Below are 19,478 nucleotides of genomic sequence, written 5' to 3'. Positions count from 1 at the left end.
ACTGAAAATGGCAAGGTTCTCAAGACTGGTATGTTAAGGAAAACGCATTCGGATCTTCACTCCATTGCATAAGTCGCTCTTTCTCTTCAAGCTCCAAGTGACCATGATCCGTCATATAAGTCAGCAGCTCAGCAAAGTTCGTTAACGCAACATGTGGAAGGGATTCTTGTTGGAAAGCTTGCTCAGCTTTTTTTAACCCATAAGTGAAGATGGCTGAAACTCCTAGAACATTCAAGCCTTCATCTTGTAAACTTTTAGCTGCTTGAATAGAACTTTTTCCAGTGGAAATTAAATCTTCTATGACCACTACTTTTTGTCCCTCTTCTATATGCCCTTCAATACGGTTTTGTTTACCATGGCTCTTTGCCTTATCACGTACATATACCATTGGCAAATTTAATTGATCAGCTACGAAAGCAGCATGAGGAATGCCAGCTGTGGCACAACCAGCTATAACTTCTACTTCAGGGAAATCCTCTTTTATTGTATTAGCTAGTTCTCTTGTTACAGTTTTACGTACATCCACATAGCTCATCACTAAACGATTATCACAATAAACAGGAGAAAGTATTCCTGAAGACCACTGGAACGGTTTCTTAGGACTTAATTGAAGTGCATTTATATCATATAAAACTTTGGCTACTTGTTGTTCTCTTCTCATCTTCCCACTCCTTTTTTGCCTCAGCATAGGCTGCTTTTGGATCTTGTGAATTCGTAATGCTACGACCTATTACGATTGCATCAGCCCCACGCTTCCTCGCTTCTTCCGGAGTAGCAATGCGTATCTGATCGTCAATTGCATTTCCTTTTAACCGAATTCCTGGCGTGACAGTCATAAAATCATCTCCACATAGAGTATGAATCCAATCAGCTTCATGAACGGAACACACAACTCCATCCGCACCAGCATCACGAGATAACTTAGCATAATGACTTACCGTTTCTTCCATACTTTTTGAGATTAATAATTCATCCATAAGAACCTGCGAACTCGTTGAGGTAAGTTGTGTAACAGCAAGGAGTTTAGGTTTTTTTTCTCCAGTTGGCGTCCCCTCTTCTAGTCCTTGTTGTGCTGCATTAATCATTTCTTTCCCACCAGCAGCATGAACATTGATTACATCAACACCTAAAGATGCCATACCTTTCATAGCTTTCTTCACTGTGTTTGGAATATCGTGTAGTTTCAAATCTAAAAAAATTGGATGTCCCTGATCTTTTAATCTACCAATAATAGATGGACCTTCTTGATAATATAACTCCATCCCCACTTTTACTGGGACCTGATAAAGGTTATGAGCTTGCAAAAAGTTAATAGCCTTATCTCCATCCGGAAAATCAAGAGCGAGAAATAGAGGATTGTTCTTCAACATGTTTCCAACTCCTTCCCATACATTCTTCTAGAGAACTGTATCCATAGTCCGATAAGGTTTGAGGTAACTCTTCAATGATTTCAGGACATATTAACGGGTTTCTAAAGTTTGCTGTACCCACAGCAACCGCACTTGCACCTGCTAATAAAAATTCCAATACATCCTCAGCGCAAGTCACTCCCCCCATCCCAATGATGGGAATACTCACGATTTGTGAAACCTCGTAAATCATACGAATCGCAATCGGTTTGATCGCAGGTCCCGATAGGCCACCTGTTTTATTAGAGAGTAAAGGATCTCCTTTTTGTAAGTTTAATTGCATTCCTACAAGCGTATTTATCATGGAAAGACCATCTGCTCCTGCCTCTTCAACAGACAACGCCATTCTTTTAATGTCTGATGTGTTTGGGGACAGTTTCACGTAAACTGGTAGTTTCGAAGCTTCCTTTACCGATCTCGTTAAGGCAGCAGCAAGTTCTGGATCAGTTCCAAATTGAATACCTCCCTCCTTAACATTCGGGCAGGAAATGTTTAATTCTAACGCCTGAACTCTAGGGGATTCGGAAAGCTTTGAAGCAACCTCAATGTACTCTTCAACTGTACTACCTGCGACATTCGCAATGACAGGTGTATCAAAACGCTCAAGAAAAGGTAGTTCTTGCGAGATGATCTTATCAACTCCAGGATTTTGTAAGCCAATTGCATTCAGCATCCCTGAAGACGTCTCTGCCACTCGAGGCGTCTGGTTTCCATAGCGGCGCTCTTTAGTTGCTGCTTTGATAACAATCGCACCCAATTTGTCCAGATCATAAAACTCACTGAATTCACGCCCAAAACCAAAGCATCCTGAGGCTGGCATTATTGGATTTTTTAATGTTAGTCCTGGAAGTTTTACGGACAAATCCATTACAACATCACCTCTTCTACTGGAAATACAGGGCCATCCTGACATACTTTTCGATACCCTTTCTCATCATGAGTATCAGCCGCTTCACATACACAGGCAAAACATGCACCAATCCCACAACCCATACGTTCTTCTAATGACATAAAACCAGGGATCATAAGTTCATTTGTAACGGCTTTTATCATCGGCTTCGGACCACATGTATAGTAAAGGTCAAATGGCTTCTCTATACGCTCAAAAACATCAGTAACAATCCCTTTATGACCATAGCTACCATCATCAGTTGTGATAAAGAGATCTCCTAACCCCTGAAATTCTTTTTCATAAAAGACTGCTGAATATGTTTGGAATCCAAGAACTGTTGTCACTTTATTTCCTTGAGCTACTAGTTTCTTAGCAAGATAGTATAATGGCGGCACACCAACGCCTCCTCCAACGAGGAGAATATGTTGGTCTTCATTTGTTTGATAAGGAAATCCGTTTCCTCTTGGACCTAAAACATCAACCGAATCTCCTTGTTTCTTTTCAGTTAGTGCTCTCGTACCCTTTCCAACAATTTTATAGATTACCGTCACGACATGGTGCTCTACATCAGTGATGGAAAGAGGGCGACGGAGTACATGCTCCCAGCCCTCTCCGATCATGACGTGTAAAAATTGTCCTGGTTGAGTCATATCTTGAACTTGAGGTCCTGTTAATTTTAATTCAAATGTATCTTGAGCTATTTTTTTGTTTTGCAAGACTTGCATGTTTTGTGGCTTTAGCATGGTACCCCTACCTCTTGTTTCGGCATTGATTTCGCCGTAAACGTCATAGATTCAATTACACGTAGAATGGCATGTGCTGTATCAAGAGATGTTAAGCAAGGAATGCCATGTTCAACCGATTCACGTCGAATGCGGAATCCATCTGTACGTGGTTGTGTACCATTCGTTAAAGTATTTACAACAAATTGGACTGTTTCGTTCTCTACTACATCTAGGACCGTATAGTCTCCTTCTCCAATTTTATCGACAATGTTGATTGGAAGCCCTTCATCAGATATCACTTGCCCTGTTCCTTCTGTTGCATATAGATTAAATCCTAACTGATGGAAACGTGTAGCAATCTCTAATAGCTCACTTTTATCCTGATCTGCAATCGTTAAAAGGACAGATCCTGCAGTTGGGATATGGATACCTGATGCGGTTAATCCTTTATATAAAGCTTTTTCTAATGTTACATCTCGACCAATAACTTCCCCTGTTGATTTCATTTCAGGTCCAAGGTACGTGTCTACACTGCGTAATTTATCAAAAGAGAATACTGGAACTTTTACAAAAACATCATCTGGTTCTGGCATTACCCCGTCTTGTAGACCGAAGTCCGTTAGTTTGTTTCCTAATATCACTTTGGTTGCTAGATTAGCCATCGTTACACCTGTGATCTTACTTAAGAATGGAACTGTACGACTTGATCTTGGATTCACTTCAAGTACATAAACTTCATCGTTATGAAGAACAAACTGAATATTAATTAATCCTTTAATGCCTAGTTCTTTTGCAATTCGAATGGTGTAATCCACACAACGTTGTTTCATTTCAGGAGAAATTCGTTGCGTTGGATATACAGCAATAGAGTCACCTGAGTGAACACCAGCACGTTCGATATGTTCCATAACTCCAGGGATCACGACTGTATCTCCGTCACTAATGGCATCTACTTCGATTTCAATCCCTGTCATATAACGATCAATTAAAACCGGATGATCAGCATGAACGCGTACCGCTTCAGCCATGTATCGTTTGAGCTCTTCTTTATCATAAACAATCTCCATCGCTCTTCCACCAAGCACATAGGATGGTCGGACTACAAGAGGGAATCCTAAGCATTCGGATGTTTCAATAGCTTCTTCCGTACTTGTAGCTGTGACGCCTTGTGGTTGAGGGACGCCAATTTTAGAAAGCGTGTGTTCAAATTTATCTCGGTCTTCGGAGCGATCAATCGCTTCAAGAGAAGTCCCCAGTAGTTTTACACCTCTTCTTGCTAATCCGTCTGCTAGATTGATAGCTGTTTGACCGCCAAACTGGACAATGACACCCATTGGCTGTTCATTTTCGACAACATGCATAACATCTTCTAGACTAAGTGGTTCAAAGTAAAGTTTGTCAGAAATACTAAAGTCTGTTGATACGGTTTCTGGGTTGTTGTTCATGATAATGGCTTCGTAACCCGCTTCTTTTAAAGCAAGTACAGAGTGGACTGTGGCATAGTCAAACTCTACACCTTGCCCAATTCGAATCGGTCCAGAACCTAAAACAAGTACTTTTTCACGTGATGATCTCTCTGCTTCATTTTCTTCTTCATACGTGCTATAGAAATAAGGTGTGGTAGATTCAAATTCTGCAGCACACGTGTCTACCATTTTGTAAACAGGGGCGCACATTTGATTTTTCCTATATTCGTAAACTTCATCTTCGGTTGTGTTCCATAGTCTTGCCAACGCAATGTCTGATAAGCCTTTTTCTTTCGCCTGTTTAAGGAGGTGTGGATCCCACAGGTTATCACTTAACTCATTCTCAAGAGATATAAGCGCATGAATCTTGGTGAGGAAGAAAGGATCGATTTGCGTAAGGCTTACCACTTGCTCAACGGAGTACCCTCTTCTAAATGCTTCTGCAAGCACAAACAGACGCTCATCATCTGCTTTTTGAAGACGATGGTCCATTTCTTCCTTACTAAGGTCTTTCATTTCTTCGATATAAAGTTCCTCTGTTCCAATCTCAAGAGACCTTACTGCTTTTAAAAGGGACTCTTCAAAGGATCTTCCAATCGCCATAACTTCCCCTGTCGCTTTCATCTGCGTTCCTAATACACGATGTCCTTGAATGAACTTATCAAAAGGCCAACGAGGAATTTTGGTTACAATATAGTCAAGTGCAGGTTCAAAGCAAGCATATGTTTGTTCTGTAACCGGATTTTTCATTTCATCAAGCGTTAATCCAACGGCGATCTTCGCAGCGATTTTCGCAATTGGATAGCCAGTTGCTTTAGATGCTAGTGCAGATGAACGACTTACCCTTGGGTTCACTTCGATGATGTAATATTGGAAACTGTGAGGGTCTAGAGCTAGTTGAACGTTACATCCCCCCTCAATCTCAAGTGCGCGAATGATTTTCAAGGATGCATTACGTAGCAACTGGTACTCACGATCGCTAAGTGTCTGACTTGGAGCAACAACCACTGAGTCCCCTGTATGAATGCCAACAGGGTCAAAGTTTTCCATGTTACAAACCACAATGGCATGATCTTGTTTATCACGCATTACTTCATATTCGATCTCTTTAAAGCCTGCAATGTTTTTCTCAATTAAACATTGTTGGACGGGGGATAAATGCAGACCACTAGCGGCAATGTTACGTAACTCTTCTTCTGTGTAACACATGCCACCACCAGTTCCGCCCATTGTGTATGCCGGACGAACAATGACTGGGTAACCAATCTCATCTGCAAAATCCACAGCCTCTTCTACCGTACTTACAATCGTACTATCTGGCACAGGTTCATTTAATTCACCCATAAGAGAACGGAATTTTTCACGATCTTCAGCTTGCTGGATAGCACTTAAAGAAGTTCCGAGTAACTCTACGTTAAACTCATTAAGAACGCCAGCTTCCTCTAATTCAACAGCAAGATTTAATCCTGTCTGTCCACCTAAGGTTGGAAGGAGAGCATCCGGATTTTCTTTACGAATGATTTTGGCTAAAAAGTCTACTGTTAATGGTTCCATATACACTTCATCAGCAATCGTTTGATCCGTCATAATCGTAGCTGGATTAGAGTTTGCTAAAATGACTTCATATCCTTCTTCTTTTAATGATTGGCAAGCTTGAGTTCCAGAGTAGTCAAATTCAGCAGCTTGGCCTATAATGATGGGTCCTGATCCTATTACGAGAATTTTCTTTATATCTGTACGCTTCGGCATGCTTCTCGCTCCCTTCTAATGTTCGTCTGAATCATATTAAGAAACTCATCAAATAAGTTGTTAGAGTCTTCAGGTCCTGGTGCACTTTCAGGGTGATATTGTACAGAAAAAGCATCATACTCTTTATGTTTTAACCCTTCTACACTTCCGTCGTTCAACGCATATTGGGTTGAAATAAGAGGAGTAGACTGTAAAGACGTTTCATCTACTGCATACCCATGGTTTTGAGATGTCATATAAACCCTTCCAGTTGCATGGTCTTTAACAGGATGGTTCGATCCCCTGTGTCCAAACTTCATCTTGCTTGTATCTGCTCCACAAGCTAAAGCGAAAAGCTGGTGACCTAAACAAATGCCAAAGATTGGGATCTTCCCTATAATCCCTTTCAACATTTCGATCGCTCCCTTGACATCTTTGGGATCTCCAGGGCCGTTTGAAAGCATAACGCCATCTGGATTCAAGTGAAGGATCTCTTCAGCTGATGTATTATATGGGACTACGGTAATGTGACAATTGCGCTTGGTTAACTCTCTTAAAATCCCATGCTTCATTCCGTAGTCGACGAGTACAATGCGCTCACCTCTGCCTGGTACAACATAAGGCTTGATCGTCGATACCATAGACACTTGATCTTTTCGTAAAGGACGATCTTGGAGTTCAGCTACTACCTCTTCAGCAGATCGGTCTACAGCTGTGAACATCCCTTTCATCGTCCCATGTTTTCGTAGAACTTTTGTGAGTTTTCTTGTATCGATCCCACTAATTCCAGGAATGTTTTTAGCCTTCAAGAATGTATCCAAGGATTCCTGCGAGCGAAAGTTACTTGGAGCTGAACATGCTTCTCTTACTACAAGGCCATTAATGGACGGATCAATGGACTCAAAATCTTCTCGGTTAATACCATAGTTACCGATCATAGGATATGTTAGCGTAACGATTTGCCCACAATACGACGGGTCTGAAATGATTTCCTGATACCCTGTCATACCTGTGTTAAATACGACTTCACCAAATGATTCTTCATCACTTCCTATTGCATTTCCTATAAATGTTGTTCCATCTTCAAGCACGAGTTGACGTGTTTTCATTTGTTGATCCCTCCCATATAAATTCACCTGCAACCATCGTCCACACTGGAGCTCCAGTAACTTCCCATCCATGGAATGGCGTGTTTTTTCCTTTTGATAAAAATTCGTTTCGATCTATTTTTACGTTTTTCTCCAAATCTAGTAATACCAAATCCGCTGTAGAACCTTCTTCAAGCTTTCCATATGGTAGATTAAATATGTTAGCTGGTTTAACCGTTAGCCAGTCGATTAGTTCTTTTAGGCTGCATACGCCCTTTTGAACCAAGTGTGTATGCAATAGGGAGAATGCCGTTTCAAAACCTACAATGCCAAAAGGAGATTTAAGAAGTCCTTCTTGCTTTTCTTCCTCTGTATGCGGAGCGTGATCTGTCGCGATGCAATCGATGGTTCCATCAACTAACCCTTCAATTAATGCCTCACGATCCCCCTGCGAACGTAGTGGAGGATTCATTTTAAACATCGCATTGTCCGCTTCAACATCATCTTCTGTTAGGACAAGGTGATGCGGAGTCACTTCCGCAGTAACCGGAATACCTGCTGTTTTAGCATCACGGATGACACGCACCGACTCTTTTGTACTCACGTGGCAAACGTGATAGTGACAACCTGTAGCTTCGGCCAATAATACGTCTCTAGCAATTTGAACAGATTCACAAATAGATGGAATCCCTGGGACATTAAGACGTTTACTCGCTTCACCTTGATGTATCACGCCACCTTGAATAAGAGAGTTATCTTCACAGTGAGCAACGATTGAAGCATTTAAAGAGGAAGCTGTTTTCATGGCCTCAAGCATCATACCTGCTGATTGCACGCCTACCCCATCATCTGTAAAAGCGACCGCTCCCATCTGTTGCAGTGTAGCCATCGGTGTAAGATCCTGACCAAGCTGTCTTGTTGTTATAGAGGCGTATGGTAAAACTCTTACGTTTGCATCTTCTTGAATTCGGTCCAGCACATGTTGCATGTTCTCTTCATTATCAGGGACAGGTCGTGTATTCGGCATAGCACAAACAGTTGTGAACCCCCCGCGTGCAGCAGCTGCTGTACCAGTAGATATGGTTTCTTTTGTTTCCCCACCTGGCTCGCGTAGGTGGACATGAATATCAACAAAACCTGGTGATAAAAGGTGCCCTTTACAATTGATGACCTCATCTACTTGTGGCTCATCATTCGTAAAAGCTTGAACTCGATCGTTTTCAATCAGAACATTGGTCTCTACTAATTCATTACCTTGAAAGATGCGTGCTTGTTTCAGTAGTTTTTTCATCCTCAGTTCCTCCTCTTAATACATGCTCTAAAGCAGCCATCCGAACGTACACCCCGTTAGTCATCTGCTGAAAAATACGAGATCGGCTACATTCAACCAATTCACTTGCAATCTCAACTCCCCTGTTGACTGGAGCTGGATGCAAAATGATACTTCTAGGCTTCATTCGTTTTTCTCTTTCTAGTGTTAAACCGAATTGTTCTAGGTAACCTTGTTTATTGTTGATACGATCTTGATGACGTTCTTCTTGTATGCGTAACATCATGAGGACATCACATTGTTCCACAGCCTCATCCATCGGCAGGTATGGAAAAGCTAAGCTTTTATCCTGCCAGCTTTCAGGTCCTGTGAAAGAAACGTTTGCTCCTAATCGGTCAAGGATATAGGCGTTTGATCTTGCTACGCGGCTATGCTTGATATCTCCAGCTATCACGACCGTGAGCCCTTCAAAATAACCATACTCTTTATAAATCGTGTAGAGGTCAAGCAAGCTTTGTGTTGGATGTTCACCTTTTCCATCTCCTCCATTGATGATGGGGATGGAGACACCCTCTAGCAGTTCATTGTAATAGTTTTCTTTTTCATGCCTTATCACAACTGCATTAGCTCCTAATGCCTCAAATGTTCGAACCGTATCATAGAGGGACTCCCCTTTTTGAACACTTGAAGACTCAGAAGTAAAATCGAGTGTCTCAAGTCCGAGCTTTTTTTCCGCTACCTCAAAACTCGTTTTCGTTCGCGTACTCGGCTCAAAAAATAAATTTGCTACAAATGCTTGTTGGTTTACATGAAGGTTGTTGTCTTTAGCTTTGTCTGCTTGATCGAACAATCTATAGAGATCTTCATTTGTTAGGTCTGACATACGAAGGATATGTTTCAAGACAAGCTCCCCTCTCTTATTGGGTATAAAAAAACCAGCACCCTTTGTTTTGAAAGAGTGCTGGTACAGTTTGGCGCATCTAAATTTAGGTACGTCAAACATGTCGAACCGAACACCCTTTAAAGCCTCACGGGACTTTATTAAAACGTGTCTTTCGAGTCATTTATGCTGCAGATTCATCTGCTTTTTCTTTCATATCTTCATTTTCTTCAAACATCTTACCGTTGCCATAACCTTTTTCTTTTCCTGGGAGGACTAGGTTAAGGATGACACCGATTAAGGCAGCTAATGCCATTCCTGATAAGTCAAGGTTGAACGCAGGTATTTTAACTGTAGCGCCACCAATCCCAACTACAAGGATGACAGAAGAGATAATTAGATTTCGTTTATCTCCTAAATCCACTTGATTATCTGTAAGCATGCGAAGCCCGGAAGAAGCGATTATTCCAAAAAGTAGTATGGACACACCGCCCATAACAGCTGTCGGTATAGCTGAAATAACTGCTGTTACAATTCCAGTAAACCCAAAGAATATTGCTAGTACTGCAGCTCCCCCGATAACAAACACACTGAATACGCGAGTTATTGCTAATACCCCGATATTTTCACCGTATGTTGTGTTTGGAGGCCCACCAAGCATGGAAGCGATGATGGTTGCAATTCCATCCCCTGCGATTGAGCGATGAAGTCCAGGTTCTTTTAAGAAGTTACGCCCTGCTACCTTAGATAGAACCATTTGATCTCCTGTATGCTCTGCTAGTGTCACAAAGGCAATTGGAACCATGATCGTAACAATATTTAAAGTGAGAACATTCATAGGGTTATAATCTGCAAAAGGGATTACGAAGTCTGGTACTTGGAAGAATGCTGTTAGAAACTCTCCAACTCCACTTGCAGATGTTAACTCCACCCATTCTGCTTTCACTTGAGATCCATCTACAATTCCAATTCCAAGAGCTAGAAGATAGCCACTTGTTATACCTAACAGAACTGGAATGATGTTCAAGAAACCTCTGAAAAACACCGTAGCAATGATTGTTACACCAAGTGTCACCAGAGCAATCATTAGATGAGTTAGACTATAATTTCCATCAGCGTCATTTGAAGCCATATCAACTGCTGTAGTAGCAAGTGAAAGCCCAATTACGATGATGACAGGTCCCACTACAATAGGAGGTAAGATTTTCATAAGCCAGTTTAATCCAAACATACGTATAAGTACTGATATAAGTCCATAAACAAGTCCAGCTAAAAAACTTCCGACCATGGCACCTTCTACGCCCCCGGCAGACATGGCACCCGTTATTGGAGCAATAAAAGCAAAACTAGATCCTAGATAAGCTGGTATTCTACCTTTGGTTATGAGTAAATAAGCAAGCGTGCCAAGTCCACTTGAAACAAGTGCAACTGCAGGTGATAAGTTCGTTAAAAATGGAACTAATATCGTAGCACCGAACATGGCAAATAAATGCTGTAAGCTTAATGTTAACCATTTTGGCCAATTAGGTACATCTCGTACATCTAATATCTTTTCATTTTTGTTCATATCGATCGTCCTCCCTTTTTTCCTCATAAAAAAACCTCTTTACGAAAAGCTCGCAAAGAGGTACACGTATCCTAGTAGATACACGTTTCCTATCTAAGCGACCTTTTCAGTTTCTCTGAACTAAATTAAAGGTCTTCTGTTTTATTTTGAGTAGATACTTACTTCATCCGATTCATCGGTTTCACTTAAGCTAACCCCGATGATCTCATCTAAAGATGTTGGAATGTTTTTGCCTACATAATCAGCTCTTAGCGGTAACTCTCTGTGTCCTCGGTCTACGAGTACAGCTAGTTGGACCTGTGCTGGTCTTCCATGATCCATGACTGCATCCATAGCAGCTCGAACTGTGCGACCTGTGTAAAGAACATCATCTACAAGGATCACTTTTTGATTCGTGATATCTTGTTTGACATTCATCCCTTTAATTTCAGGCTCTTCCTGATCATTTTCTTTCGTAAGATCATCACGATAAAGGGTAATATCAACTTCCCCTATAGGAACGTCTACGCCTTCTATTTCTGCAATCTTTTTAGCTAAACGCTGTGCCAATGGTACTCCTCTTGTTTTAATGCCAATTAAAGTGAGTCCATCTGTTCCTTTGTTTTTCTCGAGTATTTCATGAGCAATACGTGTTAATGCTCTTCGAATGGCTGCTTCATCTAGTAGGGAAGCTTTTTTCTCCAAATCGTGCACCTCCTTGGTAATGACCGCAAAAAATCCCCTTGCCATGAGTGACAAGGGGATTTTGGATATACGTAGTCTATTATAAGACATAGTTGTGTATTCATCCGCATTCCTTGTTAGCCTCACAGGACTAAGTTAAAGGGTCATGTTTTATTTTCTAATTAAAGATTATCACAAATGATAGGGGTAAAGTCAAGATCTTTTCTGAAGTTCATCTAATAGTTTTTGGAAAGGTTCTGGAGGTTCTTGATCGAATTCCATCCACTCCCCTGTCGTTGGGTGTTCAAAGGCTAAATGTTTAGCATGTAATGCCTGTCCATCAATTGGTAACGTCCTTCTTGGACCGTACTTCGGATCACCAGCAAGAGGGTGCTCAATGTAACGCATATGAACACGAATCTGGTGAGTACGCCCTGTCTCAAGCACACATTCAATGTAGGAGTACTCAGGGTACAAATGCAACACCTTAAAATGGGTTACTGCATCTTTCCCTCCTTCAACAACAGCCATCTTTTGACGGTCTTTAGGGTCTCTCCCTATTGGAGCTTCTATTGTGCCGTACTCATGTTGAATTTCTCCATGTACGATGGCTACATATTTTCGATCGATGGTCTTCTCAGATAATTGTTCAGCAAGGGATGCATGTGCTTTATCGTTTTTCGCAACCATCAACAATCCACTTGTATCTTTATCAATTCGATGCACAATTCCAGGACGCATTACACCATTAATCCCTGATAAATCGTGACAATGATAAAGTAAAGCGTTTACTAATGTACCTGATGGATGCCCTGCTGATGGGTGCACCACCATGCCTCTAGGTTTATTGACTACAGCAATATCTTTATCCTGATAAACAATATGAATTGGGATATCTTCAGCTACAACTTCAAGGGGTTCTGCTTCAGGTACTGTCCAAGAAATTTCGTCTCCTTCTTGGCACTTGTAGTTACTCTTTACATGTCTACCGTTTACCATTACATATTGTTCTTTAATCCAAGATTGAATTTGTGAACGAGATGCATCACTGTGAAGATCAACGATCAACTTATCTAGACGCGCTCCTTGTTCTTCTACTGTTACGATATGGTTATTTGAACTCATGATGACTTGCTTCCTTTCTTACGTTCATCTAGCATCGTTGCAAAAAAGACAAGGATTACACCTACAACGAGCGCTGAATCTGCTATGTTAAAAATGGGATAGTCATAGCTTCCGATATAGATATCTATAAAATCTACAACTTCTTTGCGAAACAGTCGATCGATAAAGTTTCCGATTGCCCCGCCTAAAATTAAGCCAAGGGATAACCCTAAGACGTTACTGGAACTAGCGTACTTATGCATATAATAAATGACCACACAAATGACAATGGCTGTAACGATATAGAAGAACCACATCTGCCCTTGTAAAATTCCCCATGCCGCTCCGCGGTTGCGGTGAGACGTTATGTAAAAAAAGTTTTCAATGACAGGAATATGTTCCCCAATTTCCATTCGCTTTACAATCATCCATTTAGTTAGCTGATCTAGAATTAGTACAGCAGCTACTATGAAATAATACCACATGGGTCGTCCTCCGTTCTTTCACAAACTCTTCCTTTTGCATTTTACCATACTTTTGCAATATATGCTTAGTGTTATTGAAATGAATCGAAGGTCATATTGAGCAGTAAAAATGTTTTGGTGCAATATGTCCATAAACATCTATAGTAATCCATTACATATGCTGTCTAAGCTCTTTTCTCATTCCATTATAACCCCCTTATGTGGAAGACTTGGTTTCGAGATAAGATGAGTATGGTTCCGTTGCTTTTATGGAGTGCGGCGGGCTGGGAAACGGGCTGCTTTCCCCGGACGAACGATCGAGCCTCCTCACTCACTACGTTCCCTGCGGGGTCTCGCTCGCCCGTTTTTCCGGAGGAGTCAGCCCGTTTCCCAGCCCACCTTAGCCGTAATGAGATTAACGGAACCGCAGCGTAAAAAGTGTTTCTGTTTGGTATTTGTTAGTTACACCTTAACAAGATAGAAGAGGGTTAGAATCCTGAGATAAAGCGTATTTATGGCATTTCTGATCTCCATATAATACTTTTGATGCGCTATGGAAGAATCAACTAATTAGAGCTGGGGTCGTTAACCTCCATTCCAATGGGGGGAAGGAAACGGCAAACTCCCGCGGTAGAAAGGGCGGCCGAGACCCCGCAAGGAGCGTAGCGGATGAGGAGGCTTGGACGGTCTTCCGCAGGAGTATTGCCGTTTCAATGACCCCCACGCCTCACAAAAGCAACGAACCCACCCTCTCACTCAGATGCTTATTCCAGATAAATGCCAGATTGTTAAGTAAGCTGTTAAGGTGATCTAATAAAAAAATAGTCCAATTAAGGGTACAAATGCTGAAATTGCACCCGAAACTGAACTACTTAACAATTATCTATTTAATACTATTCATACTGCTCTTCAACAATAGATGCACAGCGCGGGCAAAGGTCAGGGTGTTTTTCACTCTGGCCTAATTCTTCCGTTACAACCCAGCAACGCTGACACTTTTCACCTGGATGAGCTTTAACAGCTACATCAACATGGTCATATTGCTTCGCATCGCCTGATTCACCACTGATGGATGCACCAGATACAATAAGAAGCTGTTCTAAATGATCTACAGATTGAAGCAATTCTTTGGTTTGCTCATCTTTAGGCACTAACGTAACATGCGCTTCTAAAGATTTACCAATCACTTTTTCATTACGCGCTTCTTCAAGTGCTTTTAACACATCATCGCGCACATTCATGAAGTGATCCCATTTTGCTTTTAACGCATCCTGATTTGGAACTTCTTTTGCTTCAGGCATGTCTGTTAACTGAACACTTTCTGCTTCAACACCAGGAATGTGCTTCCACACTTCGTCAGCTGTGTGAGAAAGGATTGGTGAAAGCATCTTCGTTAGGGACGTTAACATTTCATAATAAACCGTTTGGATGCTACGACGTCTAGGATTGTCCTGTGACTCAATGTAAAGAACGTCTTTTGCAAAATCAAGGTAAAACGCACTTAAATCAATCGTACAGAAGTTGTGAATTGCATGATAAATCGTTGCGTATTCATATGAATCATATCCATCACGAACTTTTTGTGTTAGTTCTTGTAGACGAAGTAACATGTACTGATCAACTTCTTGCAGGTTCTCTGTTGCAACTGCATCTTTTGCAGGATCAAAATCATGAAGGTTACCAAGTAGGAAACGGAACGTATTACGGATTTTACGATAAACTTCTGAAACCTGTTTTAAAATGTTATCAGAAATACGTACGTCTGCTTGATAGTCTGCACTTGATACCCAAAGGCGTAAAATATCAGCACCAAGCTGTTTCATTACTTTATCAGGTACAACAACATTACCCATGGACTTACTCATCTTACGTCCTTCCCCATCTAGTGCGAAGCCGTGACTTAAAATCGTTTTGAATGGAGACTTGCCTGTAATCGCTACAGATGTAGATAGGGAAGAGTTAAACCAACCACGATATTGGTCAGAACCTTCTAGATAGATATCTGCTGGACGATCTAATTCGCCACGTTCTTTTAGCACAGCCTGGTGAGAAGATCCACTATCGAACCAAACGTCCATGATATCTTCTTCTTTTGTGAACGTACCGTTTGGACTATGTTCAGAAGTAAACCCTTCTGGTAACAAATCTTTTGCTTCACGCTCGAACCATACATTTGAACCATGCTCACGGAACAGTTTTGATACATGAGAAATCGTTTCGTCCGTAATAATTGGAGTATTATCCTCACCATAGAATACTGGAATTGGTACACCCCATGCACGTTGACGAGAGATACACCAGTCCTCACGGTCACGCACCATGTTATAAAGACGTGTTTCGCCCCATTTCGGTACCCAATTAATTTCGCGAATCTCACTTAAAATGTCCTCACGGAAATCTTTAATAGAAGCGAACCATTGAGACGTTGCACGGAAAATGGTTGGCTTTTTCGTACGCCAATCATGTGGATACGAGTGTTTTATAAAGGTTAAGTTTAGTAGAGCACCTGTTTCTTCAAGCTTTTCTGTAATGTCTTTATTTGCTGCATCATAGAACAAACCTTCATATCCTGGTGCTTCTGAAGTGAAGTAACCTTTTTCATCAACAGGACAAAGAACTTCTAGACCATACTGTTTACCAACCCAGAAGTCATCCTCACCGTGACCAGGTGCTGTATGAACACAACCAGTACCCGCATCTGTTGTTACATGTTCTCCTAAAGTAATAAGAGAGTCACGATCATAAAGTGGATGTTGAGCAACAACATGTTCAAGTTGGCTACCTTGATAGGTTTTTACGATTTCAGGGTTACTCCACTCTAATGCCTCTGCTACTTCATCGATTAATTTTTCAGCAATAATATATTTCGCTCCGTTTGCTGCAACGGTTACGTAGTTTAATTCAGGGTGCAAGGAGATCGCCATGTTTGCTGGGATGGTCCAAGGTGTTGTTGTCCAGATAATGAATTTCTCATCGCCTTCTAGAACACCTTTAGGATCTTTTACATCAAAAGCAACATAAATAGATGGAGAACGTTTATCATGATATTCGATTTCTGCTTCTGCAAGGGCAGATTCAGATGATGGAGACCAATAAACAGGCTTCTTCCCTTTATAGATATAACCTTTCTTTGCCATCTCACCGAATACTTCAATTTGAGCAGCTTCATAGCTTTCATCTAATGTAATATATGGATTGTCCCAATCACCACGAACACCCAGACGCTTAAATTGGCTACGTTGATTATCAACTTGGTTTAACGCATATTCTTTACAACGCTCACGGAATTCTGCTACCGTCATTTTCTTACGATTCACTTTTTTCTTGGCTAATGCTTGTTCAATCGGTAAGCCGTGTGTATCCCAGCCTGGTACATAAGGTGCGTGGTACCCTGCCATCGATTTATAACGAACAACAAAATCTTTAAGGACTTTATTTAACGCGTGTCCCATGTGAAGATCTCCGTTCGCATATGGAGGTCCATCATGAAGGACAAATAGAGGACGCCCTTCTGTTCGTTGTTGAACTTTTTCATAAATATTTTGTTCTTCCCACTCTTGTTGTTGATTTGGCTCGCGGTTTGGAAGGTTCCCGCGCATTGGGAATTCCGTCTTTGGCATCAACAAGGTATCTTTATAATTCATTGTATTTTCTCCTCCTTCAATTACTCATGATGGTCATGTTGAACATGGGAAATACCTTTAAATATACAAAAAACCTCCCCATCCCCAAAAGGGACGAGAAGGACTCGCGGTACCACCCTTATAGAATTGTCCAAAAGATTGGAACAAATCCACTTCAGCATTCGTAACGTGAATGAATCGCCCTAACCTACTATCTTCAGTAAGGGTACTCGAGGGGGATAGGACAATAAATGTCATGCTTCAGGCTTCCACCATCCCTGATTCGCTAGTCAAGATAGATTTATTGCACGAACCCTGTCATCGTAATTAACAATGCTATAATTTCTGATTATGAATTATATGTAAAAATAAATTCAACGTCAAGAATTATTTTCAGCTAATTCTTTTTCATACTCTGTTTCTTCATCAATTTCAACGTTAAAAAGATCATCCCAATCATCATTATCAATCATATCTAGTTGTGCTTCAACCATCATTTTCAGACGAGTACGGAAGACCTTGGCTTGTTTCTTCAGTTCCTCTACCTCTAATGAAATACGACGAGATTTAGCAAGAGCTTCATTAATAATACGATCAGCATTCTTCTCTGCTTCTTTTACGATTAATTTACTCTCTTTATTAGCGTTTGTCTTCACTTCTTCAGCCGTTTCCTGGGCAACAAGAATAGACTTATTTAGTGTTTGTTCAATGTTACTGAAGTGTCCTAATTTTTCTTCTAATTCTTGAACTTTATCTTCAAGTTTTTTCTTATCACGGATGACCACTTCATAATCTTTGATGATTTGATCTAAAAATTCGTTTACTTCATCTTCATCGTAACCGCGAAAGCCTCTCGTAAATTCCTTATTATGAATATCCAATGGTGTTAGTGCCACACGGGCCACCTCCTTAGGGTGTAGGGTTTTGATATACGGACCGCTCTTCATGAACAGTCTTGTGGATACTATTTATTTCGACAAAGATGCGCATATTCCTTCTAGTTCCTTGGACTTATTTTAACTGAGACGTCACAATTCTCCATTTTTCTTTTTTTGTTTTTCCTTCTATGGAATTAAGCTGACTACGGCCTTTACCTCGTACAGAGATCATATCTCCTTCTTCTAATAAGAAAGCTGGATTATCTACAGTTTGAAAATTCACCTTAACCAGCCCTTTTTCAATATAAAGGGAAGCTTTTTGACGGGATAAATTATAGATCTCTTTTAGTATAATATCTAATCGTAAGGAAGCTACAGTCCCTGTACTCTCGGACCATTCTTCTGTGCTCTCAAGTAAATGTTCATGAGGCTTCTCCTCGAATTGAACACCTGCTTTTTTGATACCTGTTAAGTTCATTTGGACATACGTAACAATTTCTGAGGCTACTAGAATTTGAATGGTATCCTCTGTAACAATCAAATCTCCTAGTTTACTTCGTTTAACACCAAGGGACATGAATGCTCCGAGGACATCCTTATGCTCAAGTGTTACAAACTTACTTGGATACTTTGCTTCAAGTAATGTCACCTGAAAATCATCTGTTTCAATCTCCTCATAATAAGGAGCCAGGATCATCCTTTTCCGTTCTGCAGTTGATGTTCCACCATAATCTCTCAATAAAAAATCATCATGATTCCCAATAATCGTACTAAAGATTTTCTGTTGACGAGGATCAAGAAAGTCTGTCAGCTTCCGCTGATACATCCGCTCTACATCTTCCTGCCAGGATAAAACCTGATCAATGAACGGCTGCTCCTCTTTTCGAAAGTGCTGATAAATCTCCATAAGCTTTACTCCTTAAATTCTCTCTAAATGAAAAAGGAGATCATGTCTCCATGATTCTCCATCAGCTTGTTAGGTTTATGATAAGTTGCCCTAGGGCATGCAATCCGGAACCTTGTGCAAACTGCAACACGAAAATCGCCACAATTGGTGAAATATCAATCATGCCAATTGGAGGGATTACTTTACGGAAAGGTTCTAAATAAGGTTCACAAATCTTTGTTAGGAAGTTTCCAATTGATGAGTCCCGTGCTCCTGGAAACCAAGACATAAGTATGTAACCGATCAATGCAAAGAAATAGCCAGTTAGTAGTAAGTCTACAAGCTCTAATATCGTTAGTAAAATACCAGTCAAAATCGTTAACCACCTTTTCTAAAAATCATCGCTCTCATTCATGACTTCTGATATTGTACCAGAAACATCGACATTCTCAGGTGTGCATAGGAATGTTTGAGCGCCAAGTTTTTGAATATCTCCACCAATAGCATACACCGTTCCGCTTAAAAAATCTACAATACGTTTTGCTTGTTGATGGTCTACACGCTGAAGGTTGATCACAACAGCTTTACGATTTACAAGATTATCAGCAATCTCTTGGGCTTCATTATACGTACGTGGCTCGCAAAGGACAACCTTAGAAGACTGTTGCATACTTTTTAAGCTAACTACATTTTGCTTTTTAGAATCACTTGATTGTTGTTGTTGATGCATCGGCTCTGGCCCTTCAGCTTCTTCTTCCGTTTCAATATACTCGTATTCATCTTCTATAAAAAAGTTTCGTAGTTTATTTTTTAAACTCATAATGTTTCACCCCTT

At 40.7% G+C, this 19,478-nt stretch carries 17 protein-coding genes; all 17 read right to left on the bottom strand.

Going from position 1 to position 19,478, the window contains the following annotated elements; genetic code table 11:
- Window positions 1–19: 19 nt before the first annotated feature.
- The 17 genes from pyrE to GS400_RS08780 all read right to left on the bottom strand — a co-directional run bounded on the left by pyrE (window position 20) and on the right by GS400_RS08780 (window position 19,463).
- Complete coding sequence (gene pyrE, locus GS400_RS08860; protein WP_160100979.1) at window positions 20–661, bottom strand: orotate phosphoribosyltransferase; 642 nt, start codon at window positions 659–661, stop codon at window positions 20–22.
- Window positions 624–1,370 carry an orotidine-5'-phosphate decarboxylase gene (gene pyrF, locus GS400_RS08855; RefSeq protein WP_370519772.1) on the bottom strand — a complete coding sequence of 249 codons (747 nt, stop codon included), beginning with the start codon at window positions 1,368–1,370 and terminating at the stop codon, window positions 624–626. Before pyrF ends, pyrE begins: the two co-directional genes overlap by 38 nt.
- Window positions 1,336–2,277 carry a dihydroorotate dehydrogenase gene (locus tag GS400_RS08850; RefSeq protein ID WP_160100977.1) on the bottom strand — a complete coding sequence of 314 codons (942 nt, stop codon included), beginning with the start codon at window positions 2,275–2,277 and terminating at the stop codon, window positions 1,336–1,338. Before GS400_RS08850 ends, pyrF begins: the two co-directional genes overlap by 35 nt.
- Window positions 2,277–3,044, bottom strand: coding sequence for a dihydroorotate dehydrogenase electron transfer subunit (locus GS400_RS08845; protein WP_160100975.1), 768 nt, complete (start codon window positions 3,042–3,044; stop codon window positions 2,277–2,279). Before GS400_RS08845 ends, GS400_RS08850 begins: the two co-directional genes overlap by 1 nt.
- Entirely contained in the window at window positions 3,038–6,241 is a 3,204-nt protein-coding gene (gene carB / locus GS400_RS08840; RefSeq protein WP_160100973.1) for a carbamoyl-phosphate synthase large subunit, read from the bottom strand. The genes GS400_RS08845 and carB overlap by 7 nt, the downstream gene beginning before the upstream one ends.
- Window positions 6,220–7,329 carry a carbamoyl phosphate synthase small subunit gene (locus GS400_RS08835; protein ID WP_160100971.1) on the bottom strand — a complete coding sequence of 370 codons (1,110 nt, stop codon included), beginning with the start codon at window positions 7,327–7,329 and terminating at the stop codon, window positions 6,220–6,222. The genes carB and GS400_RS08835 overlap by 22 nt, the downstream gene beginning before the upstream one ends.
- Window positions 7,304–8,599, bottom strand: a complete 1,296-nt coding sequence (locus GS400_RS08830; protein ID WP_160100969.1) for a dihydroorotase — start codon at window positions 8,597–8,599, stop codon at window positions 7,304–7,306. The genes GS400_RS08835 and GS400_RS08830 overlap by 26 nt, the downstream gene beginning before the upstream one ends.
- Window positions 8,559–9,479: an aspartate carbamoyltransferase catalytic subunit gene (locus GS400_RS08825; RefSeq protein ID WP_160100967.1), complete on the bottom strand. Its 921-nt coding sequence runs from the start codon at window positions 9,477–9,479 to the stop codon at window positions 8,559–8,561. Before GS400_RS08825 ends, GS400_RS08830 begins: the two co-directional genes overlap by 41 nt.
- A gap of 163 nt (window positions 9,480–9,642) precedes the next feature.
- Entirely contained in the window at window positions 9,643–11,025 is a 1,383-nt protein-coding gene (locus GS400_RS08820) for a solute carrier family 23 protein (RefSeq protein ID WP_160100965.1), read from the bottom strand.
- 141 nt (window positions 11,026–11,166) lie between these two features.
- Window positions 11,167–11,754, bottom strand: a complete 588-nt coding sequence (gene pyrR, locus GS400_RS08815; RefSeq protein WP_160100963.1) for a bifunctional pyr operon transcriptional regulator/uracil phosphoribosyltransferase PyrR — start codon at window positions 11,752–11,754, stop codon at window positions 11,167–11,169.
- 147 nt (window positions 11,755–11,901) lie between these two features.
- Entirely contained in the window at window positions 11,902–12,813 is a 912-nt protein-coding gene (locus GS400_RS08810) for an RluA family pseudouridine synthase (protein WP_160100961.1), read from the bottom strand.
- Entirely contained in the window at window positions 12,810–13,277 is a 468-nt protein-coding gene (gene lspA / locus GS400_RS08805; RefSeq protein WP_160100959.1) for a signal peptidase II, read from the bottom strand. The genes GS400_RS08810 and lspA overlap by 4 nt, the downstream gene beginning before the upstream one ends.
- A gap of 872 nt (window positions 13,278–14,149) precedes the next feature.
- Window positions 14,150–16,900, bottom strand: coding sequence for an isoleucine--tRNA ligase (gene ileS / locus GS400_RS08800; protein ID WP_160100957.1), 2,751 nt, complete (start codon window positions 16,898–16,900; stop codon window positions 14,150–14,152).
- 359 nt (window positions 16,901–17,259) lie between these two features.
- On the bottom strand, window positions 17,260–17,775 hold the full coding sequence (locus GS400_RS08795; RefSeq protein ID WP_160100955.1) for a DivIVA domain-containing protein: 516 nt from the start codon (window positions 17,773–17,775) through the stop codon (window positions 17,260–17,262).
- A 115-nt stretch (window positions 17,776–17,890) separates the two neighbouring features.
- A complete protein-coding gene (locus GS400_RS08790; RefSeq protein WP_160100953.1) occupies window positions 17,891–18,664 on the bottom strand; it encodes a YlmH family RNA-binding protein in 774 nt (257 codons plus the stop codon).
- A gap of 61 nt (window positions 18,665–18,725) precedes the next feature.
- Window positions 18,726–19,007: a YggT family protein gene (locus GS400_RS08785; protein WP_160104568.1), complete on the bottom strand. Its 282-nt coding sequence runs from the start codon at window positions 19,005–19,007 to the stop codon at window positions 18,726–18,728.
- A 27-nt stretch (window positions 19,008–19,034) separates the two neighbouring features.
- Window positions 19,035–19,463 (bottom strand): cell division protein SepF, encoded by a 429-nt coding sequence (locus GS400_RS08780; protein ID WP_027448210.1) that lies wholly within the window; start codon window positions 19,461–19,463, stop codon window positions 19,035–19,037.
- Window positions 19,464–19,478: the final 15 nt, after the last annotated feature.

The organism is Pontibacillus sp. HMF3514, from assembly GCF_009858175.1.
Lineage (GTDB): Bacteria > Bacillota > Bacilli > Bacillales > BH030062 > Pontibacillus.
The sequence above is the reverse complement of the archived record's forward strand: the minus strand, read 5'-3'. Positions and strand labels throughout refer to the sequence as shown.

Excerpts from the sequence above, each read along its gene's own strand:
- pyrE (WP_160100979.1), bottom strand. The coding sequence starts at position 661 with ATGAGAAGAGAACAACAAGTAGCCAAAGTTTTATATGATATAAATGCA.
- pyrF (WP_370519772.1), bottom strand. The coding sequence starts at position 1,370 with ATGTTGAAGAACAATCCTCTATTTCTCGCTCTTGATTTTCCGGATGGA.
- GS400_RS08850 (WP_160100977.1), bottom strand. The coding sequence starts at position 2,277 with ATGGATTTGTCCGTAAAACTTCCAGGACTAACATTAAAAAATCCAATA.
- GS400_RS08845 (WP_160100975.1), bottom strand. The coding sequence starts at position 3,044 with ATGCTAAAGCCACAAAACATGCAAGTCTTGCAAAACAAAAAAATAGCT.
- carB (WP_160100973.1), bottom strand. The coding sequence starts at position 6,241 with ATGCCGAAGCGTACAGATATAAAGAAAATTCTCGTAATAGGATCAGGA.
- GS400_RS08835 (WP_160100971.1), bottom strand. The coding sequence starts at position 7,329 with ATGAAAACACGTCAACTCGTGCTTGAAGATGGAACAACATTTATAGGA.
- GS400_RS08830 (WP_160100969.1), bottom strand. The coding sequence starts at position 8,599 with ATGAAAAAACTACTGAAACAAGCACGCATCTTTCAAGGTAATGAATTA.
- GS400_RS08820 (WP_160100965.1), bottom strand. The coding sequence starts at position 11,025 with ATGAACAAAAATGAAAAGATATTAGATGTACGAGATGTACCTAATTGG.
- pyrR (WP_160100963.1), bottom strand. The coding sequence starts at position 11,754 with ATGGCAAGGGGATTTTTTGCGGTCATTACCAAGGAGGTGCACGATTTG.
- GS400_RS08810 (WP_160100961.1), bottom strand. The coding sequence starts at position 12,813 with ATGAGTTCAAATAACCATATCGTAACAGTAGAAGAACAAGGAGCGCGT.
- lspA (WP_160100959.1), bottom strand. The coding sequence starts at position 13,277 with ATGTGGTATTATTTCATAGTAGCTGCTGTACTAATTCTAGATCAGCTA.
- ileS (WP_160100957.1), bottom strand. The coding sequence starts at position 16,900 with ATGAATTATAAAGATACCTTGTTGATGCCAAAGACGGAATTCCCAATG.
- GS400_RS08790 (WP_160100953.1), bottom strand. The coding sequence starts at position 18,664 with ATGGAGATTTATCAGCACTTTCGAAAAGAGGAGCAGCCGTTCATTGAT.
- GS400_RS08780 (WP_027448210.1), bottom strand. The coding sequence starts at position 19,463 with ATGAGTTTAAAAAATAAACTACGAAACTTTTTTATAGAAGATGAATAC.